Raw genomic sequence first — 19565 nt, forward strand, 5'->3', positions numbered from 1 at the left:
CTCCATGGGCTGGTACTCAAGCCGCGTCTCTGAACTCAACGACCAGTTGAACCGCGCCTCGGAGGGCGCACCCGACACGGTGAAGCGCGCTTTGAGCGACGCCATCGTGAAGGTTGGAAACGCGGCCGATCAAGCCCTCTCGGCCATGCTCGACGCCAGCGAGCGCACCAGCGCCGGCAATCTGGGGACGCAGCGCAAGTGGCAGGAGCGCTGCGCCACGGCCACGGCCGACATCAGCCGCGCCTTTGGCGATGCCGCCAAGGACCACATGCTCTCGCCCGCCCTCCAGCTCTTCTGGTACCAGGCGCTGGAGCACGAGATGGCCTTCTTCGGCTCCCTGGCCGCGGTGCAGACGCCCCAGCTCCACGACGACCTGCTCGTCCACCAGGACCTGCTCAACAAGATGCTGGGCGAGCTGTGGGACAAGTGGACCTTCCTGCTGTCCAAGGACGTCATCTTCGAGAACGACCAGCGTCAGGTGGTGCAGCAGGTCTCACGGATGGCGCAGTCCATCGTCGACGAGCTCGCCCCGGGCGTGCTCAAGCGCACCAGCGAGGGCGTCTCGCGCGCCACCGCGAAGTCGCTCGACGTGGCCCTCAAGCTCGATGACAAGCTCCTGGGCGGCAAGGGCGTGGATCTGGCCAAGTTCGTCGCCTCGATGTTCGATGTCGACATCCCCGACGAAATCGACCGCAACCTGCTGGACGCCGTGCAGGGTGGCTCCGAAGTCTACCAGGTGCAGACGGGCCACTACCGCAACCTGGTGTCGGCCTACCAAAGCCTGGTGCAGGCGGAGAAGGGCAGCGTCCTGCTGCTCTTCAACGCGACGCGGGCGGAGGTCGACACGTACCGTGACAAGAACGACCTGGGGAAGGCCAAGGTCATGCTCGACCAGGCCAAGGGCTACCTCTCCGACTGGGCCTCACGCGTGCCCAGCTCGGCCCAGCGAAGCGAGGCCTCCAGCTTCAAGGACAAGGTGTGCTCGGCCATCGACACCGACTGGAGGCTCACCGAGGAGCTCGACACCAAGTTCCGCGACAAGTTCAAGGGCATCTTCATCCAGTCCCTGGGCAGCGAGACCCTCGAGCAGCTCGCGGAGTCCTACCTCTTCCGTCAGCACATCGAGGAAATCACTCGCAAGGACGCCGCCGGCAAGCTCAAGGCCTTGCCGGGCAACCTCCAGAGCGAGGTCGACAGCGCGCTCGAGCGGGGCCTGCGCCCCCTCGACGACCTGGTCAACCGCGTCCCGGAAGAGGTGCGCGAGCTGGCCCGCATGAAGAACCAGCGGTTCAAGGAGCACGTGCGCGCCAGGCTCAAGGACCGCATCCAGGCCCTGCTGCCGGCCATCGTCGAGCTGGCCGCCCTCTGGGACCCGAACAACCTCTCGAGGGACTTCAGCCGCGAGGAGCTGGAGAAGGCCCTCCGCTGAGATTGGGCGGCGTGACTCAGGGCCGCGCGTAACTCCGCTTCACCACCTGGGACTTGAATCCATCCGTGTACGGCAGCGCGGCGCCGCCCCTCGCGCACTCCGGCGACGCTGCGAGACGTTGGGCGACCGGCACCCCACGCGCCGCGCCGGCCACCGAATCCTCTTCTCGGTAATGCCCCTTCGGAGGAACGCCCATGCGTGCCGTGCTCCTGCTCTGCCTTATCCTTCCGCTGTCCCCCGCCCAGGCCGAGCTGGGCACCCTCACCGTGCCCGCTGTCGCGCCACCGCCGTTCATCCAAGTCATTGAGCACGAAGTGCCGGCCCTCATGAAAGAGGCCCGTATCCAAGGCGCGGCCGTGGGGCTGATTGTCGGAGGCAGGCTGGTCTACGCCAAGGGCTTCGGCTTCGCGGACCACGCGGGCAAGGTGCCAGTGACGCCCGACACGGTGTTCGTCGCTGCCTCGCTGGCCAAGCCGATCGCCAGCTGGGTGACGATGCGTTTGGCCGAGCAGGGGCGCGTGCAGTTGGATAAGCCGGTGGCCGATGTGCTGTCGCCGTGGCCCCTGGCGCAGAGCCCGTTCAACCCTCGCCTGTTCACGATCCGCCGCCTGCTGTCGCACACCGCGGGCACGACCTTGGGCGGGTATCAGGGCTGGCTCGATTACAAGGAGCTGCCGAGCCTGGAGGAGTCGCTGGCCGGCAAAACCAATGGACGCGGCGCGGTGGAACTGTTCGCGCCGGTCGGTGTGAAATTCCAGTACTCCGGCGGCGGCTATACGCTGATGCAACTGGCCATTGAGCGGGCCACGCAGCGCAAGTATTCGGACCTGGCGCGCGAGCTGGTGTTCCGGCCGCTGGGCATGAAACACAGCAGCGTCCTCTTGACGCCGGAGGTGCTGGCCGGCGCAGCGCAGGGACACGGCGACGATGGCAGGCCGGTGCCGATGCGTTACTACGTCGAGCAGGCGCCTTCGACCCTGACCACCACCGTCCGCGACTTCGCCCGCTGGATGATTGCCGGCATGGCGAGGACCGCCGGCGCGCATCCACTGACCCAGGCGCAACTGGCCCAGATGTACACACCGGCGGAACTGAGCACGCCGCGTGCGCCCGATGAGGCGGTCTACGGCCTGGGCCACTTCATCGAACGCCTTGGCGACGGCAGTACCGCCGTCGGTCACGACGGACGCAACCAGGCCGGCTTCCGCGCCAAGTTCTTGATGCGTCCGCACTCCGGCGACGGCATCGTCTTCTTCAGCAACTCCCGCAGCGGGCTGGCATTGGACCGCGTCGTCTGCCTGTGGGGCGCCGACGTGGCCAAGGTCGATCCGGTGACGACCTGCAAGAAATAGCGTTGTGTTCTACCGGGTGCCCGAATGCGCGGCGCAGCTTGCGCAGGTGGGCTCCAGCATCTTGGGGAGGCACAGCGGGAACTCGATGCGAAACACGGCGGCGCTCGCGGTGTGTGGGGCGAACACTCGCCGCGAGCCCCCCGCGCCGCGCCGCGGCTACGCCTTGCCGGGCTTTTCGCCGAGCCGCCTGGCTCGTTTCTCGGCCTCGCCCGGCACGTCGAACTCCGTCGGGTCGAACAGCGGCCGGAGCTCGACCTCCCACTCTTCGCCGTCTTGCACGAGGAGGCCGAACGGCGCGCGCCTTGCCCACTCGATTGCCTCGGCGAACGTCTTGACTTCGAGCAGGCTGTAGCCGGCGATCAGCTCCTTGGCTTCGGCGAACGGGCCATCAATCACCTTGCACTGGCTCCTGCTGTACCGCACGAGCGCGCCGCGGCTCATCGGCGTGAGGCCGCCGAGATCGAGCAGCACGCCGACCTTCCGCAACTCCTCGTTGAAGGAGAGTCTGAGAGCCGTCTCGGAGCTCCCCAAAATGGGCGAAAGAGTGCTCCAGAGAGCCCAATCGGCGGCAGAGAAGAGGGGGCACTCGCTCTGCGGGGGCGAAAGCCGAGAACGCCCTCTTCAGCACCTCGAGCCAGAATCCCTTGGGATTCAGCGGCTCAAGCACGAGGGCCCGCGATGTTCATCGCGAGGCCCGTGGAAAAGCAAAAAGGCCCTGCCGGGTTGGGGCAGGGCCTTCTTTTTTGCTCCCCGAACGAAGGCTTCTGCGAACCCGTTCTCGGCGTTTCTCTAGAGACTGCGACGGAAAACACGAGAGACATCATGGGGTTAGGTGAAGTCCGGAAAATTCGGGGCCCGCTTGAGTGTCCGCAAACTTCCCTGCGGATGTTTCCCCGAGTAGCGCGGATTGGGGATGGCGTCCAGAAACCTTCAGTAGAAGGAGATGTGGGGAGGTGTCTCATGGGGTAGTCTATGTGGGGCTTCACGCGGCGCCGTGGGGCGGCGCCACCAACTCCTGCGTGTCCGCTCTTCCAGTGAGCGCCCTGCCTGATGCGATGCCGGCCCCTCATTCAGGTGGGAGGCTGCTCGAGGCCGTGCGCTGGTTACCTCGTGAGGAACGCCCTGCCTACAGCGGCGGTAGCGCGGGCCGTTCCATTGTGGCTGAGCCGGAAAACCTCCGTGAAGGTGGCGCTGACGCTGGGTGGCGGTTGCCGACAGCGTCGTGCTCGGGACTGTGCATGGCGAGCAGCACCTCTGGGGTGCACGCGGGCTCTTTGTCCAACAGCACAGGTCGAGGCTGCCACTCCGCCGCGGTGAGGACGATCTGGCGCGGTTTGGGATGCAGTCCCTCGACAGGGGCAGGCGACCAGTTCGGCCAGTCGCTCATCTCCTCCTCTTCCTCGAAGCCTCGGACGTTCAACCAGGCGGGGGGGCCGGATCTCGAACCTTAAAGAGGGGCAGTGTGCCGGTGTTCCGGCTCCCTCCGCCGGCATAGGAATTCGATGGTGTCGTGCGCCGCGCTCACTGACCTTTACCCTCTGGCGGACTAGACTTGACGCACCCATGACGTAGCGACCGATTATTGGGTAGGCACAGGTTATGTGCGCAGTAATGAGGCTAATCGTGAGCAAGGGGTGGAGCTATGTCGGCCAAGAACGCAGAAGCGAAGGCGCACCAGGAGCACTCCTCTCCGGTCAACAAGTACAAAGCGGCCGCCCTCGTGAAGATGTCACCCCAGTTGCTGGAGTGGCTTACGAAGTACGCGGCCAAGTCCGGACATTCGCGAAAGCTTGAGTGTGTAAAGGGCCCCGATGGCGAGTTGCTTTTTGATGCGGAAGCGCTCAAGAGCTTTTCGGCCTACCTTGCAGAGCCATGGCCTGCAGAGCAGGGAAAACGTCCGAATGTTCCATCTGGCATCGAGCAAGAAATTCAAGAAGAAGCATCATTCGGGTGCGTGATCTGTAGTCGCCCCAAGGGTGAGTTTGCTCACATTGATCCAGTTCATAACAGCAAAAACAACCACCCACATAATCTGATCTACCTCTGCCCAAATCATCACGATGAGTTTGATAGACAGAAGCTGATTTCGAAGTCCGACGTTGAAAGAACGAAGAGGCAGGTTCTTGATGCTCGAACAGCCATATGGCGGGCTCACGCGGGGCTCCTTGATGAAATTCTTGCGCTGATTAAGCAGCTTCAAGCGGTAAACGTCGCGACCCAGAAAGAGCACTTTCCGGCGTTGGATGCAGTCAAGGACGAGTTGCTCAAGCACATCAAGGCTCATGCACTCGCTCCCGGCCTAAAGAAGACAGCGCCGGAGTTTGCAAAGAAGCTTGAGGTTGCGCTTGGCGACAATGCTGCTCCTGTCGAGAAGGTTATCGACGAACGTGCCAAGTTTCTCGAGGAAACGGGACTTGTAGACTGTCCGCTGTGCGATGGCTCCGGCAGTCACAACAATTGGGAGTGCCCCGCTTGCCGAGGCGAAGGAACGGTCGCGGAGAATTTGGTCGGCGAGATCGATCTGGAGCCGTACCGTCAGGAGGAATGCCCTCTCTGTAACGGAAGTGGCAACCACAATAACTGGGAGTGCCCTGTTTGTCGTGGCATTGGCACTGTTGATGCGTACTCAGTCAACGAGATTGATCTTAGTGGCTACAAGCAAGCCGAGTGCCCGCTGTGCGAGGGGAGTGGGAGCCACAATAACTGGGAGTGTGCGTTTTGTCGCGGAACCGGGAGTGTCGACGAAGGCAAATTGGAACACTTCGACCCGAGCGATTACGAGCAGGCGAAGTGCCTTCTCTGCAAGGGACGCGGGACTCACAACAACTGGGAATGCCCCATCTGCCGAGGCGTCGGAAAGGTCGATGCAGTAGCGCTCACGGACATAGACCTGAGTCCCTATCAGCAAACGAAATGCCCGGTTTGCAAGGGGAGCGGGAGTCACAACGAGTGGGAGTGTAGGTTTTGCCGAGGTGTTGGAACGGTCGACGTCGCCGCTCTTGAGCACTTTGAGCCGTCCGAGTGGGAGGACGAAGATTCCGATAGCTAAAGCAGCCGAGAGCTCATTGCTGCGTTCAACCTAGGTTTTCTGTCACACAACCACTCGGGAAATTCGTTGGGGTGTGCGACGGGATGGAGAGGGAAGAAGAACATTCAGGGCGCATGTGTCCGCTATGGGGGAGGGTGGGGTGTTGGTTCAGAGCGGAAGAGGGGCTATCCAAAGGAGGAAGGACTTGGAGTTGTCTGGTCGAGACGGTGGAGCCGCTTTGGGAAAACCGTCACGTCGCTGACCGGACGGTTACCGAGCGCGAGCAGGCGCAGCGTATGCGCGCAGAGCAGGCAGAGGCGGAGGCGGCGAAGCAGAAAAAGCAGGCCGAGGTCGTCGCCGCGGAATCCGCCAAACTGAAGCAGCAGCTCACCGTCGCTGAGGCCGCACAATCGGGTGCTACCGAGGACACCAGTAAGCCGGTGGCCTCCGCGTCGGAATGAAGGCCCTCCTCCATCCTGAGGAGGAGGGCCTTTCATCCACCTGGGGCAAGGACGTTTCACCCCGGAGGATGGCTGCGCTGACGGTGACCTCCGCGCGCCTCGGTTACTCGCATTGATGCGCTGCTTGTCGCACTCATGACGCAGCGACCGAATTCTGGGTAAGCACGGGCGTGGGCCGCGCTAACTACGCGTGGAGCGACCGAGCCCCCGAGCAAGTGAGGCACTCCTTGTTGTTGCTGTGCCCGTTTACGCGCTTCTTCGACTGAACCTCCGCAACGCTCGGTTTCTTCGTGCCCTTGACGATGGCAGCGGAGAGCTCGAGGACGCGATTCGCGTCGGCGATGTACATAAGGCCCCGAGCCCCCTCGAAGCCGCAGTTGAGCGCGGCCAGCGCTTGTCCCTGCTGGATCGCGAATACGATGGCATCGAAGTCGGCCACTGCCTCGTCCGGGGATGCTCGCTTGCGCATCAGTCCGTGGATGAACCCTGCCGTGGTCCAGTCGCCAGCGCCAGCGGCATCGCGCAGTTCTGGAGCAGAGAAGGCGGGAAGGTCCTTCCATGCCCCCGCACGACCGTTGGCGCGCACGCGGAGCCGCAGCCCCTTCGCTCCGAACGTTTCGACCTCGACCGGCACCTTGGTTTTGGCGACGACGTCGTGGACGCCCTCGATTCGATCGTTCGCGTACTTCACAACGTGAGCCGCCTTTAGGCACTCAGCGAAGAGTCGCTCGTCCTTGATGCCCGAGGGCTCGAACACGACGAGTGCTCCGTTCGCCCGGCTCTTCTGCGCGAGCTCGAGTGTGCCCGGTGCGACGCGGTCGAAGTAGAATACCGAATGAGAGGGAAGCTTTGCTGAGATGGTCGCCGCCTCGCTAGTCAGCAGCGGTCGGTATGCCGGGAGCGTCGCTCCGCATACCGGGCATGCCCGGGAGAATCGGTGGCGCGGGCGCCCCCTCGCGTCCAGGTAGTTTTCTTGGACGATAATCGGCGTTCCTCGACCAGTCTCGACTTGCAGGAGCTTGGTGTTGACGTGCCACTTCGAGAGATCGTCGACGAGTTCGCGGCCGACATGATCGTCGCCGATGCGTCCAACGGCGTTCGCATTCCAACCGAAATACGCCAGGATCGTGAGAACGTTGCCGCACGACCCTCCCGCGAAGCGCTTCTCGGTGGCGGTGGCCCCGACAGAATTTCGGATGACGTCGAGGACGATGAATCCTGTTCCCACACAACTGTACTGATGGGCTTCACGCGGCATAGCATTCCCCAGAGAGCCACATCGTGAACAGCGTCGGCAAAGGCGCCGGGCCGACCGATTCATCAACGTGGTACCCCTGCGACTCGACGTGGGCAACGCCCACAAGCACCTTCGGATCTCGTCGGCCGAGCTCGTAAGCAGCAAGCAGTACGCCGATCGACGCGAGCTTAGAGGACATGGCTGAGAGTGCGACCTTGCATCCTCCCAGCGGTTTGAGAGCGCGGTCGTAGTGGAGGATGGACCGCATAAGCTGCCGGTACACCTCAAAGGGATTGGATTCGGCGGCGTAAATAATGTTGCGTGGCTCGACACGGAGCTGGTCGAAAAGCAGCTTCCGGTATTCGATCATGATGGAGTCCCCCTCGCGTGGGTCTTGCGCCGGCGAGGGAAGCAGCGGGCAAATCTCGTCAGGCATGACAAGAGTGTGAATGCGTTCCAATTGGGCTTGCTGACGCTTTCCAAGGACCGGAATCCAAATCTTTGGCTGGCTACTGGTGGATTCGCTCTCAAGAGCGGCCGCCGCGAAGCCGAAGAGGTAGTTCGCACTCTCCTCCAAGCCTTCGTCGACAATAGCGTTATCCGAAGTCGGTGAGTGCGAGACGATTACATGCAGATTACGCTTCTCGCCATCCTCTTGCTCTACGTCGAAGAGCGCTAAGAACTTCGCCAGCAGCGGCAAGTAGAGCCCGCGGGGCAAAGCGCTGATGTCGACAACAACGTCGGTGTAAGACCTGAATTCGGCCGACGATGCAAATTCCTTCGCAATGCTCCGAGCACTAATCCGCCGTCCTTCTTCCGAGAACATCGTAATGTCTCGGTGCCCGATTTGACCACGTCCTCTGACGAGTTCGGCGAGCCGGTCACCATTCGCCTTGCGCTGGTCCACGCGGGCATGAGATGCCGACTCAGCACCCTCTTGGAATGCGAGCAGAGTTACATCACGCGCACCTTGGCCGCCGAGGCTCAGAATTTGTTCGATGCCGTCGCACATGCGCGAATCGAACCCATGCCCGAGCACGAATAACACGTTCCTTTTTCGTTCGGCCAAGAACATCTGCCAGAACTCGTTGAAGTGCCGCCCCTCACGAAGGAAGTAGTCACGCCAGCGAAGGCTGTCAGTGGTCATAGCAAGAGCCGCTCCTGTCGCGATGGGCGAAATCCAAGCGTCGGCCACGTCATAACATCTTGAAGGCGCTTCTCGCGGAAGCCACCGTAATGCAACGGAAGGTCGTACTTCGCACACACGAGGCGGTTCAGGTACAGGACAACCACACGCCCCGACGGCCGCGGGCGATCAACGTCGGGAAGCAGGAGGTTGTATTGCAACGCCGTCGAGAGGACGTCTCCGAAGGCTGCGAAATCGGGGCGCGTCTTTCGCGTTTCGGGGTCGTACAATGAACTGCAGTCTGCCATCGACAGTGAGAAGCCGGTCACACCCGGCGCATAGGGGGCGTTCGGCTGGTAAGTCTCCTCGCGGCAGAATTGCCCGATGGCGTCGAGGAAGTTGAGCGCCGCCCGACCATTCCGTGCTCGACGTGGAAGGTCCTTCATGCGCTCGTCGAACGCATCCTTGATGATGCGTTCTTGGCGTTGCGGTGACAGGCTCGTAGGGCGGCGCATCACCGCAGCCGCCAAGGACTCCTCGAACAGGTCGCCAGCAAGACGAATGAACTGCTCCACGTTGAAAGAGCCAAGGCTGGCAAGCCTACTGAGTCCGAAGTAGTAGGGGAAGCCGAACTCTTTGCTCAAGAAGAGTTCGGCAGCATTGCGCTCGGACGCTTCTTCTTTGTCGTCGAGCTCGCTCGCACTGAGCAACTCGGGGAATAGGCTCTGCTGGGGCTTCCCCGCGTGTCGTGCGATTAGAATCTCAAGCGTTCGCCACTTGATGAGTTGATGGCGGATACTGCCGTCTATTTCGGTGCGAGATTTCACCCAGTCGGCGTACTGAGGCTTTGCGACAGCGAGCGCTTCGACGCGTTTGCGAACAACAGTCAGCGCGGCCTGCGTCTTTTCATGCCAAGCTGGAGCCTCGAGATCTGCTTCAATGGTGGGAGCAAATGCGTCGGGCGCGTTGGTTCCTGCCGATTCAGCCGCCATGCGGGCCCGTCGTTCGGCGATGAGCTTCACCGCAGGCTCGAACTTGCCTTTCTTCCATTCTCGCTCGAGCGCTATCACGAGATGGTCGCGGCCACTCAACACGCCGTTCGCCAGGAGTTCCTCGTTGGCCAGCGCCTCGAAGCGCTCGGCAAGCCACACAGTTGAACGCGCCCGCTGGTCGACGACAACTTCGAGCAGTGCAGAGCGTTGCGAAGGTGCCAGCTTCTGCATGTCATCAAAAGTGATGAGCCAGCGAGTCTCGAAGGGCTTTCCGTCGAGGTGGATGCAGTTAGCATCGAGTAGGCGCAACGAGAGGAGTGCGTCGTGCCCAGACGGACCAGAGCCGTCGGGGGACATCAGGGTGTCGATGAGGTCGGCGACGCGTTGCTCAATCAATTCAGCCCAGCGCTGAACGGTGACGCCTTCGGCGGGAAAGGTGAGACCAGGGATAATGTCGTCTGGTGGCGCAACGAGGCTGAGTCGACCTAGGTCATCGGGGAATCGAAGCCCGCGGATGACGAGGATTGCGCGAAGAGCCCCCAGGATGACCCGCGCATCGATGAGTGCGAGAAGTAGCCGCTTCGCGCGCGCTGGGTTCAATCCGACGTCAGCGAGTGCTGGGTACGTTCGTGCGCAGGGAAGCATGACGGACAAGATATTCGCGCCGTGATCCGACACTGCGCCTAGAGCCTTAAGCTTGCCGAAGAGGTCCTTGGTCGCGTCGTTGGTTTTCATCGCCACCAGATGCTGTAGCACTGATGGCGTAAACAATTTCAGCAGAGAGGTCTTCCCTCCACCTGGCGCGCTGCGGATGAACAGAGGGCGACCGCTGAGCGCATCCTCGGGCAACAGCTCGAGCACTCCATGGCCGAACAGTCGCAGAAAGTCTGCGTCAGAATCGATGCTCTCGGCCGTTTGCAGGCGAAAGGGGTTGCGTACGTCCTTCATGACTCCCTCCGGTGACGACTCACGCGAGGGAACAGGGGACGCACGGTGTCGCTATCCTCGGCCCACAGCACAAAGATGGAGTTGTTTGGGGTGTTATGATGGATGACGAGCGGCAGCCCTCCGTTCTTGTATCCAAACGGTACATCGCCCTCCCATTCAGGGTGCTTGTCCTTTGCTCGAGGGTCGTAGTACTTATTGATCAACTCGATCACTGGCTCAGTGTGTGATGCCTGGAGTGAGATGCTATTTTCGATGCGCTGAACACACAGCACCGTAATATCGATTCCATGCGTCTTTCTGAGGACGTCCGCGCCTCTCTCAATGTTGACCAGAGCTTGCGCCGTGGCGACGTAGAATACGACTACTAGCCGAGTTTTCGGGAATGAGACGACGGTCCTCCATTCCGCGCTATCCTCGCTCTCTTGTAGCCGCTTGACGAACTTTGCGAGCTTGCCCTTGGCTTGTTGGCCATCCGCCGTTAGGCAGCTTGTTCCACTAGCCGTGAAGTCGTCGAGCAGAACGAGCGTCGGCGCGACATCCGTGTGTCCACGCTTCTCGTTGAGCCACGTTCGGATCTCGCGGACCTTCTCCTTAGAGATCTCATAGCTGCTGAAGATCTGCTCGTGGCTCAGTTCCTTGTTGCTGCGGCGGAACAGGTCGATCCGCGCCCCGTCGCTCAATCCGAAGAACAGGCTTGCAGCTTCGAGTTGTTTGAACGCGCCGGTCGCAAGGACTTGGCTGACACGAAATGGAGGAAGGTTTGCATCCGTCGCGGCCTTCTCGATGAACAAGGGGCGAATCACGTCTGGGTACGCGATGGCGGCGAAGTGGGCCATCTCGGCATGCGACAAGAAGACGAGCCTACTAACGACGAATTCGTAGGCGGTCTTCCGTTCTGCGAGCGTGCTAAACTGTTCGAGCCATAGAGCAAGGCTCTCGACGAAACGCATGCCGGGGCTGAATTGTTGGTATTCGTCGTACTTGAGCGCAGCGAGGGCTTGAAGGACAGGCCGCTGCCGGGCGATGTCCTCGTTTGTCCACTCCATCACGTTGCCAAGCAGGCGTTCGGCGAGTGCGTCTCTCATAGCACCGAACTCTCTTTCCAGGAGAACGTTCCGATACCGCCGCGGGCCTTGACGGCGCGGAGGTAGAGCAGCGTCGCGTCAGGTCCTGAGATGCCACGAGGCGCAAGGTTCCAGCACGCGTCGTTCAAGCTCGAGACCTCGTCGACGCTCAGCGACATCGGCTCGGCGAGGAGCGAGTAGTCGTTGCCCGGCCACGCGCCGCGGTCGCCGATACAGAGTACGTCGCGGCCGTCGCCGATCTGCTCGCGTAACCAGGACACCAGCGAGCCCTTGCCTCGCGTTAGGCCAAGCACATCGAGCGAGTGCGAAGAGACGACGACGCGCACGCCTTCGCCATCGAGCGGTGCGAGGCGCGCCATCACGTGAGCCGCGAGCGCGTCGGTCCTCGTCGCGCCCCTGGGTTCGACCGTGATCTGTCGAGGCCGAGGGTCGACCTTGGCGGCGGCAGCGAGCCAACCATCGGCCGACAATAATGCCTGCGCACGCTTCAACACCGCGTCGTTCGGTTCGTCCCGGGCGGGCAAGTTGTTGTCGCCAAGGGCACCGATATCCGTCCCGTTGTAGTAGCCGATGTGGACACGGGCCCAGAGCTTTCGGTCGAGAGCCTTCTGGAGTTCCTCACGGACCGACTTCCCTCGGCCAGTGGCGATACCGAGGTGAATGCCTGCCTTGAGTAGCCGCGAGCACTCAGTCACGACATCTTCGCGAAGGCCCTCGAAGCGACCATCCTTGGTGCAGAGTGTTCCGTCGTAGTCGAGGGCGAGGGCGCCGATCGCTGTCGTGCGAGCACGGGCCAGGAATTGCTTAAGGCCTTGTTGGAACGCCTTGACGTCCGCAACGCCCTCGGGCGACGCCCAGAGCTTACGCTCAATTGGCGCACCGATGGTCGGTCGGACGCGAGGCGGGGTTAGGCGGTACAGCTTTCGGCCGAACTCGGGCACGTGCGGGCGCCCAGGGTCTTGGGCGCGTGTCTCTCCGATGCGGGCGACGAGATGGAACGCTTGCACGAGGAGGTCGATCGTCCCGGATGGGCCATCAAGGGTGGTGTCCAGCCGTACGACCGGGATGCTCTTCGGAAAAAGCCGTAGAGTAGAATCCGCGATTGCGGCGGTCCCCGGCGTCACGAGAGCAACTACCACCGTCTCGGCAGACCGGTTGGCGAGCCACAGATGTCTCCCATGGCCGAAGTTCCGGTAGTCAGCGAGCTGGGCGGCCGCGAGAGCGGACTCGTTCAGCTTAGACTCGAGGTCGGTGGCGACTGGCGAGCCCCAGCCTCCGTGGAGGATCTGCACCATGTGCCGATTCTCGAAGAGTGCTTCGATTAACGGCCTGCGTCGTGTCTTCGGCAGTGCGACCTCGAAGCCATAGGCGCGCGCGATGAGCGCGCAGGTGGCAACCAAGCTATTAGTCGCGAGGAAGCCGTCCTTGCCCGCTGGAGCGTCTGCGGCGAACACGCGAGCCCGCGCAAAAGGCGACGCAGCATCCTTTAGGGGGTTCTCTGCACGCAGAGTGATAGCGGCAACTGCGGGAGCTTCATCGGCGATGCACGCGTCGAACGCTGCGAGGACGTCCTTGTTCTTACCGGAGGCCGAAGCGAGAAACACGCCAGCACGGTGTAACCCGGCGGGGATCGACAGCACGTCGAGCGGCGTCGTGAAGTGCGCGGGCCGGCGATGACGTGTGCGGTGTAGGAGTGATGCGAGGTGACAAGCTGTCGCGGAGCCTCCAGACCCTATCGCGACGAGAGGTCGGTCGGCAACGTCAGCAACGAACTTCTGGAGGCCCGCAACGTCGCAGGTCAACGCCCACGCAAGCGTGTCCGACAGGGCCGCTAGCTCGCTCGCGAACGCCTTACCCATGACGACCTCCGCCCCCGTGCCCACGACCAGCCGCCATGCGCCACTCGGGTCGGTACGTGATCAGCGGGTCGGCAATCGACGTAGCGTGCACGGTAATAGGTCCTTCACCCAGGGAAAACCGCAGCACGAGGCTCTCTTGTGGCACGTGCACCCGATACCACACGAGGTCAACGGTTGGAATGCGTTCCCACTCCTTGCCGCAGGAGGCGGTCGTCAGGGGCAACGAGATTCTGTCCGTCACCGCGGTCGCAGCTCTCCTGCCGACGGCCGAGAGGACGATATTCACGATGGCGCAGAAGTCCGAGCTGCCGTCCCTCGAGGTTCACGAGCAGTGGCGATTCCGTCACCCGGCCCTCGATTCGTGGACGGCGTCGAAGGCGCACGGCCCAGGAGTACCCAAGTATCCCCCATCGAAACCCAGTGCTCCGACGCTGAAGCGAGGCTGACGATGAACGATGCCGGTACGCGTCGGAAGCACTTGGCTCCGACGGTTTAGGACTTGGGCTGTGAGTACGACCCGCACTCCCTCATCGAGTAGAAGTTCTTCGTGGGCGGGCGCACCCTCGCCATTGGCAATAAGGCGTGGCGTCACAGCACGCTGAGGTGGTCGATCTCCACTCGCTCCCCGACACGCCACCCTCCCTGCTGCGCCAGCCCTGGCTGGTCGCGGTACTGCACCCTGACGGGGGAGCCCGCATCTTCGGCGACACCCTCTCTCTGTCCGGGTACACCCTGGACGGCACCATGTACCTGCTCGGGTTGCTCGGGGACGGGCATTCCGTCCTCGCGCCCTGGCGGCCCCGGTGGACGGGCGAGGACCTGGAAGAGGGCTCCCGCCGGGAGCGCTCCCCGGTCATCGACGAGGGCCACGCGCCGCCGCACGCTGCCTGGGCACGGGAGGCCGCGCGCTACGCCGTCATCTTCGGGTTGCTCTTGGAGGCCGAGGGCACTCGGCTCGGAATCGAAGAGGCGCGTCGAGGCGAGGCCCATGAGGGCCTGCCGGTGCGAACCGTCTGCCTGCGTGGCCCCGTAGCTGTCCCGGCGATGTCGTCCGCGGCTGGCCTTCGCTGGCTCGGCACAGTGGAGCGCCAGGCGCGCGGATACCTCACACGCCAGCGCCACGGGCCCTGGCAATCCCTCGCCCGCTGGCAGTACGCCTCGAAGCGCTCCACGTGGCGATGGGTACGGCCGGAGTCGTAGGGGCGGCCCTGCTTGCTGCGCATACGCATTTGCCCCCCCTTCAGTCGCACAGCAAGCAGAGATGGCTGCCTATCTCGTCGGCCATCCGTTCGAACAATGCGTCCAGCATAGGGCCCTCGCACGCCTCGCTCACTGGCAATGACACGTCCCTAGAACAGCCTTGACGCTCTCATGGGCTAGCGACCGGTTTGGATAGGCACAGATGGTGTGGCGTGCTGCAATGTATTTGGTGATGATGGTTCACGTGCTTCGTGCCGATCCTGACGTTCGCGGTAGGTTTTTCGCTTCGAGTAGGAAGACCCCTGCAGCAGGTGTATATCCTCCGCGATTCGGAAGCATAGGCATCCATCTTCCGGATAGTGGTGTGGCTCGCTTTGTCGCTGTTCCATTCCGTCCTGTCCGCAGGCCCGCTGGCTGAAAGAGGTCTTTCAGGATTGCCTTGTCGGTCTTTGTGAGGTCAGTCGCGGCGAGAGCACTTGGAACAGGGGAACTCCCGACGCGGAGGAAGAATAGTCCTCCTCTTCGGAGTAAGTGGGCAATGTCGCGAAGGTACTTCGTTCTGATGCGTTGGTTGCCAATGTTGGAGAAGACTAGGCGGTCTGAAACCAGATCGAACGTTCTATTTGCTCGCGCCAGCTTCGATAGGGTCCGGTGGTCGCCGACGGAGAATATGCATTTGTGCTTGATTAAATCTGACCTCCGAAGCCAATCGTGCCGGGAGCGTGCATGCGCAATGCAGATTTCGGAGAGGTCGAACGCTGTCACGCGACAGCCTGCCTCGGCAAGGAGCAATGCATCGTCGCCGAGGCCGCAACCGATCTCAAGTACTCGGGCGCCAGGCCAAGCAACACCGAATGCAAGCGCTGCCGCAATGTCTGCTGACGGTTCGTAGGGCGTGAATGCGTTGCGATTGTCGTCCATGGTGCGACAGTCTATGCTCCATCGATACTCGCCGACAACCTTGCTGCGCGCTCCACGATACGCTCACCTTTGTCGTGGGGCGGCGACCACGGAGTTCTCTAGGTTGCGTCTGGATTCAATGAGAGGCGCGTGTCGGCGTGCTTGATGGTCGGTGGGTTCGGGCGCCAGCGGCCTCCCCGAGATGGCGCGCTCCTGAGTACGCCCGGCTTCGAAGTGCCAACGTTGTGAGTTCGGCGGACGTATGCCTCGCGACCGCTGCGTTGCTGGAGTCGTGTTCCGAGGTTTTTGTGCCGGGGACCGCATTGGCACAGCAAGCTCCGATTCGGTAGGTGCCTTGGATTAATACTACTCGGTCACGTGCGTGACGGCTCACGAGGCGGCGCGCGAGCGTTGGCGTTGACTCGACGCAGACACAGCGGGCAGTGGCCAATGCGGCGCAGCAGCAGGAGTTGAAGCTGCCGCCGCACTTGGGGCAGCGTCCACCGCGTCTTGCTCTGGGGGGGAAAGCGCCCGATGGAGGGCGAGGAAGCCATGAGCCACCATGCAGAGCGTGGCGTGGTGGTGGAAGCCCCGCCAGCTGCGACCCTCGAAGTGGTCCAGCCCGACCTCTCCCTTCAGCTCCTGATAGTCGCGTTCCACTCGCCAGCGCAGCTTGGACAGGCGCACCAACTCCTTGAGCGCTGTGCCCGGGGGCAGAGACGAAAGGTGGTACTTCGTCGGGACTGCCTCGCCGCGTGGCCATTCCACCAGCAGCCACACCTCTTCACCTGGCGGCTCGCGCCAGAAGTGGTGCTCCGCCGTGTGCACTCGCATGGCGGCAAAGCGTGAGGACTGGCCACCACGGCTTCCCTGTCGCCAGCGCACGACTCGAAAGTCGGTGGAGTTGCCCCCGTCAAGTAGGACATGCCCGGCTCTCGTTAAGCACCAAGGCGCACAGCTTCAGCGCGCGGCTTGGGCGATTTCAATGTGACGGGGGAGGCGAATGTCGGGGCGTACTGGCTCGCCGTTGCCACGGTGAATCTGACTGGGCTGGGGACCACTGTTGAGTGCGAGAAACCACGAGGGCCGCTGCTTGAGGATGTACGTGTGGAGCAGTCCGAAGAACTTCGTGATGGCGCGTGCCTCGTCCCCACCCTCATCCGCTAGATACTTCCGGCCCCAGCCTTGGCCCGGAAATTCCCCCACCCCAATCAGCCAGGAGAAGAAGGCTACGGCCTCCTCGTCCTCAGCGGTCAGTTCCCGTTGCGCGCGCCTGAAGCCATGGATGTACGCCTCCAATCGTTCAATGCGCAGTCCGTCGAGCATGTTGTCCGTTTCTCGGCCGACTCCAATGAAGAAGCACCAGTGAGGTGGCTCTTCCAGGCTGAGTCTGTAGAGATGCTTCAAGAGCATGACGGCACCGCCCATTCCTCCTCAAGTGCACAAGAGGCGGCCCCCGCAGCCTTCCGTCGAAATTCCTGCGGCGACATCATCTTGAGACCCTTGTGCGGGTGCACCGAGTTGTAGTCTGCGAACCAAACCGGCAACCGCGCGAGGACATGCGCCGCCGAGTGCAGTTCGTTGACGTACACGTAGTCGCGCTTGAACGTCCTCACGAACGCCTCGGCCATGCCGTTGCTCTCCGGTGAGTACGCGGGCGTGGTGCACACCAGCAGCCCCAGGGAGCGGCCGAACTCGCGGGTGTCGTGGGCGGTGTAGACGGGCCCGTTGTCCGAGAGCCACTCCACCGGGTGCGGCACCTTGGCCGTGCCCGGACCGAAGCGCGCCTCCACCGTCTCGACCATCAGGTCCTGGATGGTGAGCGCGGTGGGGTACTCAGCGGACGCCTGGCACGCGATGACCTCCCGGTCGCAGCAGTCGAGGGAGAAGGCCACCTGCACCCGCTCGCCGTTCCAGCAGCGAATTTCAAAGCCGTCCGAGCACCAGCGCAGGTCGCTCTTCATCGTGGTGATTTTCCCCTCGTGCGTGCGCGTGGGCTTGCCCGTGTGCCGCTGGAGGAGCAGCCCGGCATCCCGCATGAGACGGTAGGCCCGCTTGTGGTTAACTGCGGGCTGACTTTCTTTTCGGCGCTCCCGGTTGAGGAGGGCACAGGCGCGGCGGTAACCATAGGTGGCGCGCTCCTGGGCCACCGCCTTGAGGCCCGCCAGCACCTCGGCGTCCCCTTCCGCGTCCGGGCGGCGGGGCTCTCCAGGGGAGAGGGGGCGGTGCAGGGTGGAGCGAGCCACGCCCAACGTCCTGGCCACGGCGCTCACAGGATGCCTCGCAAGGAGGACAACGCCGCGGGCGACAGCAGTTTTTTTTCGCGGGCCACCTCCACCGCGTCCCGCAGAATCTCCGTCTCCTGCGTCTTCTTGCCCAGCAGTCGCTGGAGCTCACGGACCTGGGCCTTGAGCGCTTGCACCTCGGAGGCGGGCACCACGTCCTCGCCCGCCTTGAGCCCGGACTCGCCACCCGCGGCCTTCAGCTGCCTCCAGCGGAACAGCAGGCTGGGGCTGATGCCGTACTTCCGGGCCACCAGGGACACGCTGCTGCCCGGCGTCTCGCACTCGGCCACCAAGCGCAGCTTCTCCTCGGCCGAGTAGCGGCGGCGGCCCTTGCTCTGCCCAGTTCCTGCCGGGGCGCCCTCTTTCGTCGTCCTCTCCATCGGTCTGACTCGCTTTCTAGCCGAACGAGCCTGTCCGACTCTTCAGGGGGCTACACCAGTCGGACCGAGGGAGGGTCCGCACCAGCTGCTCGATGAGGATGGGATGGTGGCCTGAGTCATCGACGTAGCGCGTACGAGGGCGCCCCATTTGGTGCGGCAATCGGAGAGGAAGCCGTGGCCGGGCCCCCGGAGGCCACACGTTCAGATTGCCTTGCACTCCCACCAGGAAGTGCAGCCTTCTGGCGCGAAGCGCTTTGCGAAAATCGCGGCAACTGCCGTAGCCCGAGTCGGCCAGGACGAGCTTTTCATGCACGCCCCAGACAAGGGCCTCATCGAGAAGCTCGAGTGCCAGCTCCCATTCGCGCTCGAAGGGGACCTCCCTCGGTACGCCCGCTGCGCGCATGCGACGCCTGTCCGACGTCCACTCCTCGGGAAGGTACAGGCGCATCCCAATGCAGCCGCTGCCCTTTTCGCCCGCCACGTGAAGACTCACGGCCACCTGGCAATTGTCTGTGCGGCCCAGGGTTCCCGAGTACTGGCGTGCGACACCCACCGAATGCAGACCTTTCTTCGGAAAGCCCGTGTCGTCGACAAGGAGGGCTTCCAGGCCCGGGAGCTCCCGCTCCAACTTCTGCGTGAGCCGACAGCGCACCTGAGCGTCATCCCAGGCCGCGCCGGACACGCACTGTTGTAGTCGTTGGCGCAGGGCTTCCGTCTGTGCTGGGGCAGAGGCCAGTCGTGCCGCCATGGGCTCGATGCTCTTGCGCTCTCCGTCCAGCAGGAGGCCCGTGACGTAGCCGCCCAGTGCGCGCCGTCTCTCCGTGCGCCCCATTCCTACGGTCATCGTGTCCAGGTACTCGGAGAGCTCTCGGTCAAGCTTGTGCAGTTGCGCGGGCGTCATGCCCCATCAACACGGGGCTATCGCGCCCGATTCATCTGACCGAGTAGTGTTAGGCGTCTATCTGGGAGACGTGCTGGTGCGGCGGTTGGGCGGGACGTGGGTGCTGAGGGCGAAGATGGAGGAGTCCCAGGTGCGCGTTGGGAAGCGCGTCTGGCTGCCCTTCCTCCGCGCGCGCCGATACATGCAGTCGCGCGAGTCGCTATTGGAGTATTCGCTCACCCAGTTCTTCAAGGAGGCCGAGCGCTATCGGCCCTGACGGTGGCGGCTGGGCTCGGCAGGGCGCCGAGACGGGAGTCGTAGGGGCCAGGATGCGCGTTGCCGGGCGCGCCTAGTGGCTCCTTACTGCCTCGCTTGCCGATTTGCGCGGTGCCGCTAGTACGCC

15 protein-coding genes and 3 pseudogenes are annotated in these 19565 nt (G+C 63.0%); 7 read left to right on the plus strand and 11 right to left on the minus strand.

Annotated features, from left to right (window positions below):
- Positions 1–4 precede the first annotated feature (4 nt).
- Together D7X12_RS01530 and D7X12_RS01535 are read left to right on the plus strand one after the other, a co-directional pair.
- Positions 5–1429: a hypothetical protein gene (locus tag D7X12_RS01530; protein WP_120623484.1), complete on the plus strand. Its 1425-nt coding sequence runs from the start codon at positions 5–7 to the stop codon at positions 1427–1429.
- A gap of 194 nt (positions 1430–1623) precedes the next feature.
- Positions 1624–2781, plus strand: coding sequence for a serine hydrolase domain-containing protein (locus D7X12_RS01535; RefSeq protein WP_120623485.1), 1158 nt, complete (start codon positions 1624–1626; stop codon positions 2779–2781).
- 156 nt (positions 2782–2937) lie between these two features.
- Here D7X12_RS01535 and D7X12_RS01540 read toward each other — a convergent pair whose 3' ends face one another.
- Positions 2938–3312, minus strand: coding sequence for a YciI family protein (locus tag D7X12_RS01540; RefSeq protein WP_279637122.1), 375 nt, complete (start codon positions 3310–3312; stop codon positions 2938–2940).
- Between the two features lie 1111 nt (positions 3313–4423).
- On the opposite strand from D7X12_RS01540, the gene D7X12_RS01545 reads away from it, so the two are divergent.
- Both D7X12_RS01545 and D7X12_RS01550 read left to right on the plus strand, forming a co-directional pair.
- On the plus strand, positions 4424–5830 hold the full coding sequence (locus D7X12_RS01545; RefSeq protein ID WP_120623487.1) for a zinc finger domain-containing protein: 1407 nt from the start codon (positions 4424–4426) through the stop codon (positions 5828–5830).
- 206 nt (positions 5831–6036) lie between these two features.
- Entirely contained in the window at positions 6037–6270 is a 234-nt protein-coding gene (locus D7X12_RS01550) for a hypothetical protein (protein ID WP_120623488.1), read from the plus strand.
- Positions 6271–6454: 184 nt separating this feature from the next.
- On the opposite strand, the gene D7X12_RS01555 is transcribed toward D7X12_RS01550, so the two are convergent.
- From D7X12_RS01555 to D7X12_RS01575, 5 genes are read right to left on the minus strand one after another with little or no spacing between them, the layout of a single operon-like run.
- Positions 6455–7528, minus strand: coding sequence for a PfkB family carbohydrate kinase (locus tag D7X12_RS01555; protein ID WP_158619921.1), 1074 nt, complete (start codon positions 7526–7528; stop codon positions 6455–6457).
- Positions 7518–8654, minus strand: coding sequence for a hypothetical protein (locus D7X12_RS01560; RefSeq protein ID WP_120623490.1), 1137 nt, complete (start codon positions 8652–8654; stop codon positions 7518–7520). The genes D7X12_RS01555 and D7X12_RS01560 overlap by 11 nt, the downstream gene beginning before the upstream one ends.
- Positions 8651–10573: an ORC-CDC6 family AAA ATPase gene (locus D7X12_RS01565; RefSeq protein ID WP_120623491.1), complete on the minus strand. Its 1923-nt coding sequence runs from the start codon at positions 10571–10573 to the stop codon at positions 8651–8653. Before D7X12_RS01565 ends, D7X12_RS01560 begins: the two co-directional genes overlap by 4 nt.
- Entirely contained in the window at positions 10570–11658 is a 1089-nt protein-coding gene (locus D7X12_RS01570) for a phosphoribosyltransferase-like protein (RefSeq protein ID WP_120623492.1), read from the minus strand. Before D7X12_RS01570 ends, D7X12_RS01565 begins: the two co-directional genes overlap by 4 nt.
- Positions 11655–13517, minus strand: coding sequence for an HAD hydrolase family protein (locus D7X12_RS01575; protein ID WP_147443477.1), 1863 nt, complete (start codon positions 13515–13517; stop codon positions 11655–11657). The genes D7X12_RS01570 and D7X12_RS01575 overlap by 4 nt, the downstream gene beginning before the upstream one ends.
- 582 nt (positions 13518–14099) lie before the next feature.
- Between D7X12_RS01575 and D7X12_RS01580 the strand changes: the two genes are divergently transcribed.
- Entirely contained in the window at positions 14100–14717 is a 618-nt protein-coding gene (locus D7X12_RS01580; RefSeq protein ID WP_120623494.1) for a hypothetical protein, read from the plus strand.
- A 240-nt stretch (positions 14718–14957) separates the two neighbouring features.
- On the opposite strand, the gene D7X12_RS01585 is transcribed toward D7X12_RS01580, so the two are convergent.
- Positions 14958–15509, minus strand: coding sequence for a class I SAM-dependent methyltransferase (locus D7X12_RS01585; RefSeq protein WP_341868196.1), 552 nt, complete (start codon positions 15507–15509; stop codon positions 14958–14960).
- On the opposite strand from D7X12_RS01585, the gene D7X12_RS45265 reads away from it, so the two are divergent.
- On the plus strand, positions 15444–15599 hold the full coding sequence (locus D7X12_RS45265; RefSeq protein ID WP_341868197.1) for a hypothetical protein: 156 nt from the start codon (positions 15444–15446) through the stop codon (positions 15597–15599). The two genes, D7X12_RS01585 and D7X12_RS45265, sit on opposite strands and share 66 nt — an antisense overlap.
- 408 nt (positions 15600–16007) lie before the next feature.
- Here the strand turns inward: D7X12_RS45265 and D7X12_RS01590 are convergent.
- From D7X12_RS01590 to D7X12_RS01605, 4 genes and pseudogenes are all read right to left on the minus strand, one after another.
- Positions 16008–16511, minus strand: a pseudogene (locus D7X12_RS01590) (transposase); the annotation flags it as partial.
- Between the two features lie 66 nt (positions 16512–16577).
- Positions 16578–17030 (minus strand): hypothetical protein, encoded by a 453-nt coding sequence (locus D7X12_RS01595; protein WP_158619922.1) that lies wholly within the window; start codon positions 17028–17030, stop codon positions 16578–16580.
- Positions 17021–18282, minus strand: a protein-coding gene (locus tag D7X12_RS01600; RefSeq protein ID WP_120623497.1) for an IS3 family transposase whose coding sequence is annotated in 2 segments (ribosomal slippage) — positions 17021–17928 and positions 17928–18282 — 1263 coding nt in all. Because the reading frame shifts where the segments join, the coding sequence is not laid out codon by codon here. The genes D7X12_RS01595 and D7X12_RS01600 overlap by 10 nt, the downstream gene beginning before the upstream one ends.
- Before the next feature lie 19 nt (positions 18283–18301).
- Positions 18302–19183 (minus strand): annotated as a pseudogene (locus D7X12_RS01605) (IS701 family transposase); the annotation flags it as partial.
- A 49-nt stretch (positions 19184–19232) separates the two neighbouring features.
- On the opposite strand from D7X12_RS01605, the pseudogene D7X12_RS01610 reads away from it, so the two are divergent.
- Positions 19233–19439 (plus strand): annotated as a pseudogene (locus tag D7X12_RS01610) (hypothetical protein); the annotation flags it as partial.
- Between the last annotated feature and the right edge of the window lie 126 nt (positions 19440–19565).

Source organism: Corallococcus sicarius (genome assembly GCF_003611735.1).
Lineage (GTDB): Bacteria > Myxococcota > Myxococcia > Myxococcales > Myxococcaceae > Corallococcus > Corallococcus sicarius.

What these genes read in the sequence shown, in the direction of transcription:
- D7X12_RS01530 (WP_120623484.1), top strand. Translation starts at nt 5, where the DNA reads ATGGGCTGGTACTCAAGCCGCGTCTCTGAACTCAACGACCAGTTGAAC.
- D7X12_RS01535 (WP_120623485.1), top strand. Translation starts at nt 1,624, where the DNA reads ATGCGTGCCGTGCTCCTGCTCTGCCTTATCCTTCCGCTGTCCCCCGCC.
- D7X12_RS01545 (WP_120623487.1), top strand. Translation starts at nt 4,424, where the DNA reads ATGTCGGCCAAGAACGCAGAAGCGAAGGCGCACCAGGAGCACTCCTCT.
- D7X12_RS01555 (WP_158619921.1), bottom strand. Translation starts at nt 7,528, where the DNA reads ATGCCGCGTGAAGCCCATCAGTACAGTTGTGTGGGAACAGGATTCATC.
- D7X12_RS01560 (WP_120623490.1), bottom strand. Translation starts at nt 8,654, where the DNA reads ATGACCACTGACAGCCTTCGCTGGCGTGACTACTTCCTTCGTGAGGGG.
- D7X12_RS01565 (WP_120623491.1), bottom strand. Translation starts at nt 10,573, where the DNA reads ATGAAGGACGTACGCAACCCCTTTCGCCTGCAAACGGCCGAGAGCATC.
- D7X12_RS01570 (WP_120623492.1), bottom strand. Translation starts at nt 11,658, where the DNA reads ATGAGAGACGCACTCGCCGAACGCCTGCTTGGCAACGTGATGGAGTGG.
- D7X12_RS01575 (WP_147443477.1), bottom strand. Translation starts at nt 13,517, where the DNA reads ATGGGTAAGGCGTTCGCGAGCGAGCTAGCGGCCCTGTCGGACACGCTT.
- D7X12_RS45265 (WP_341868197.1), top strand. Translation starts at nt 15,444, where the DNA reads ATGCGCAATGCAGATTTCGGAGAGGTCGAACGCTGTCACGCGACAGCC.
- D7X12_RS01595 (WP_158619922.1), bottom strand. Translation starts at nt 17,030, where the DNA reads ATGCTCTTGAAGCATCTCTACAGACTCAGCCTGGAAGAGCCACCTCAC.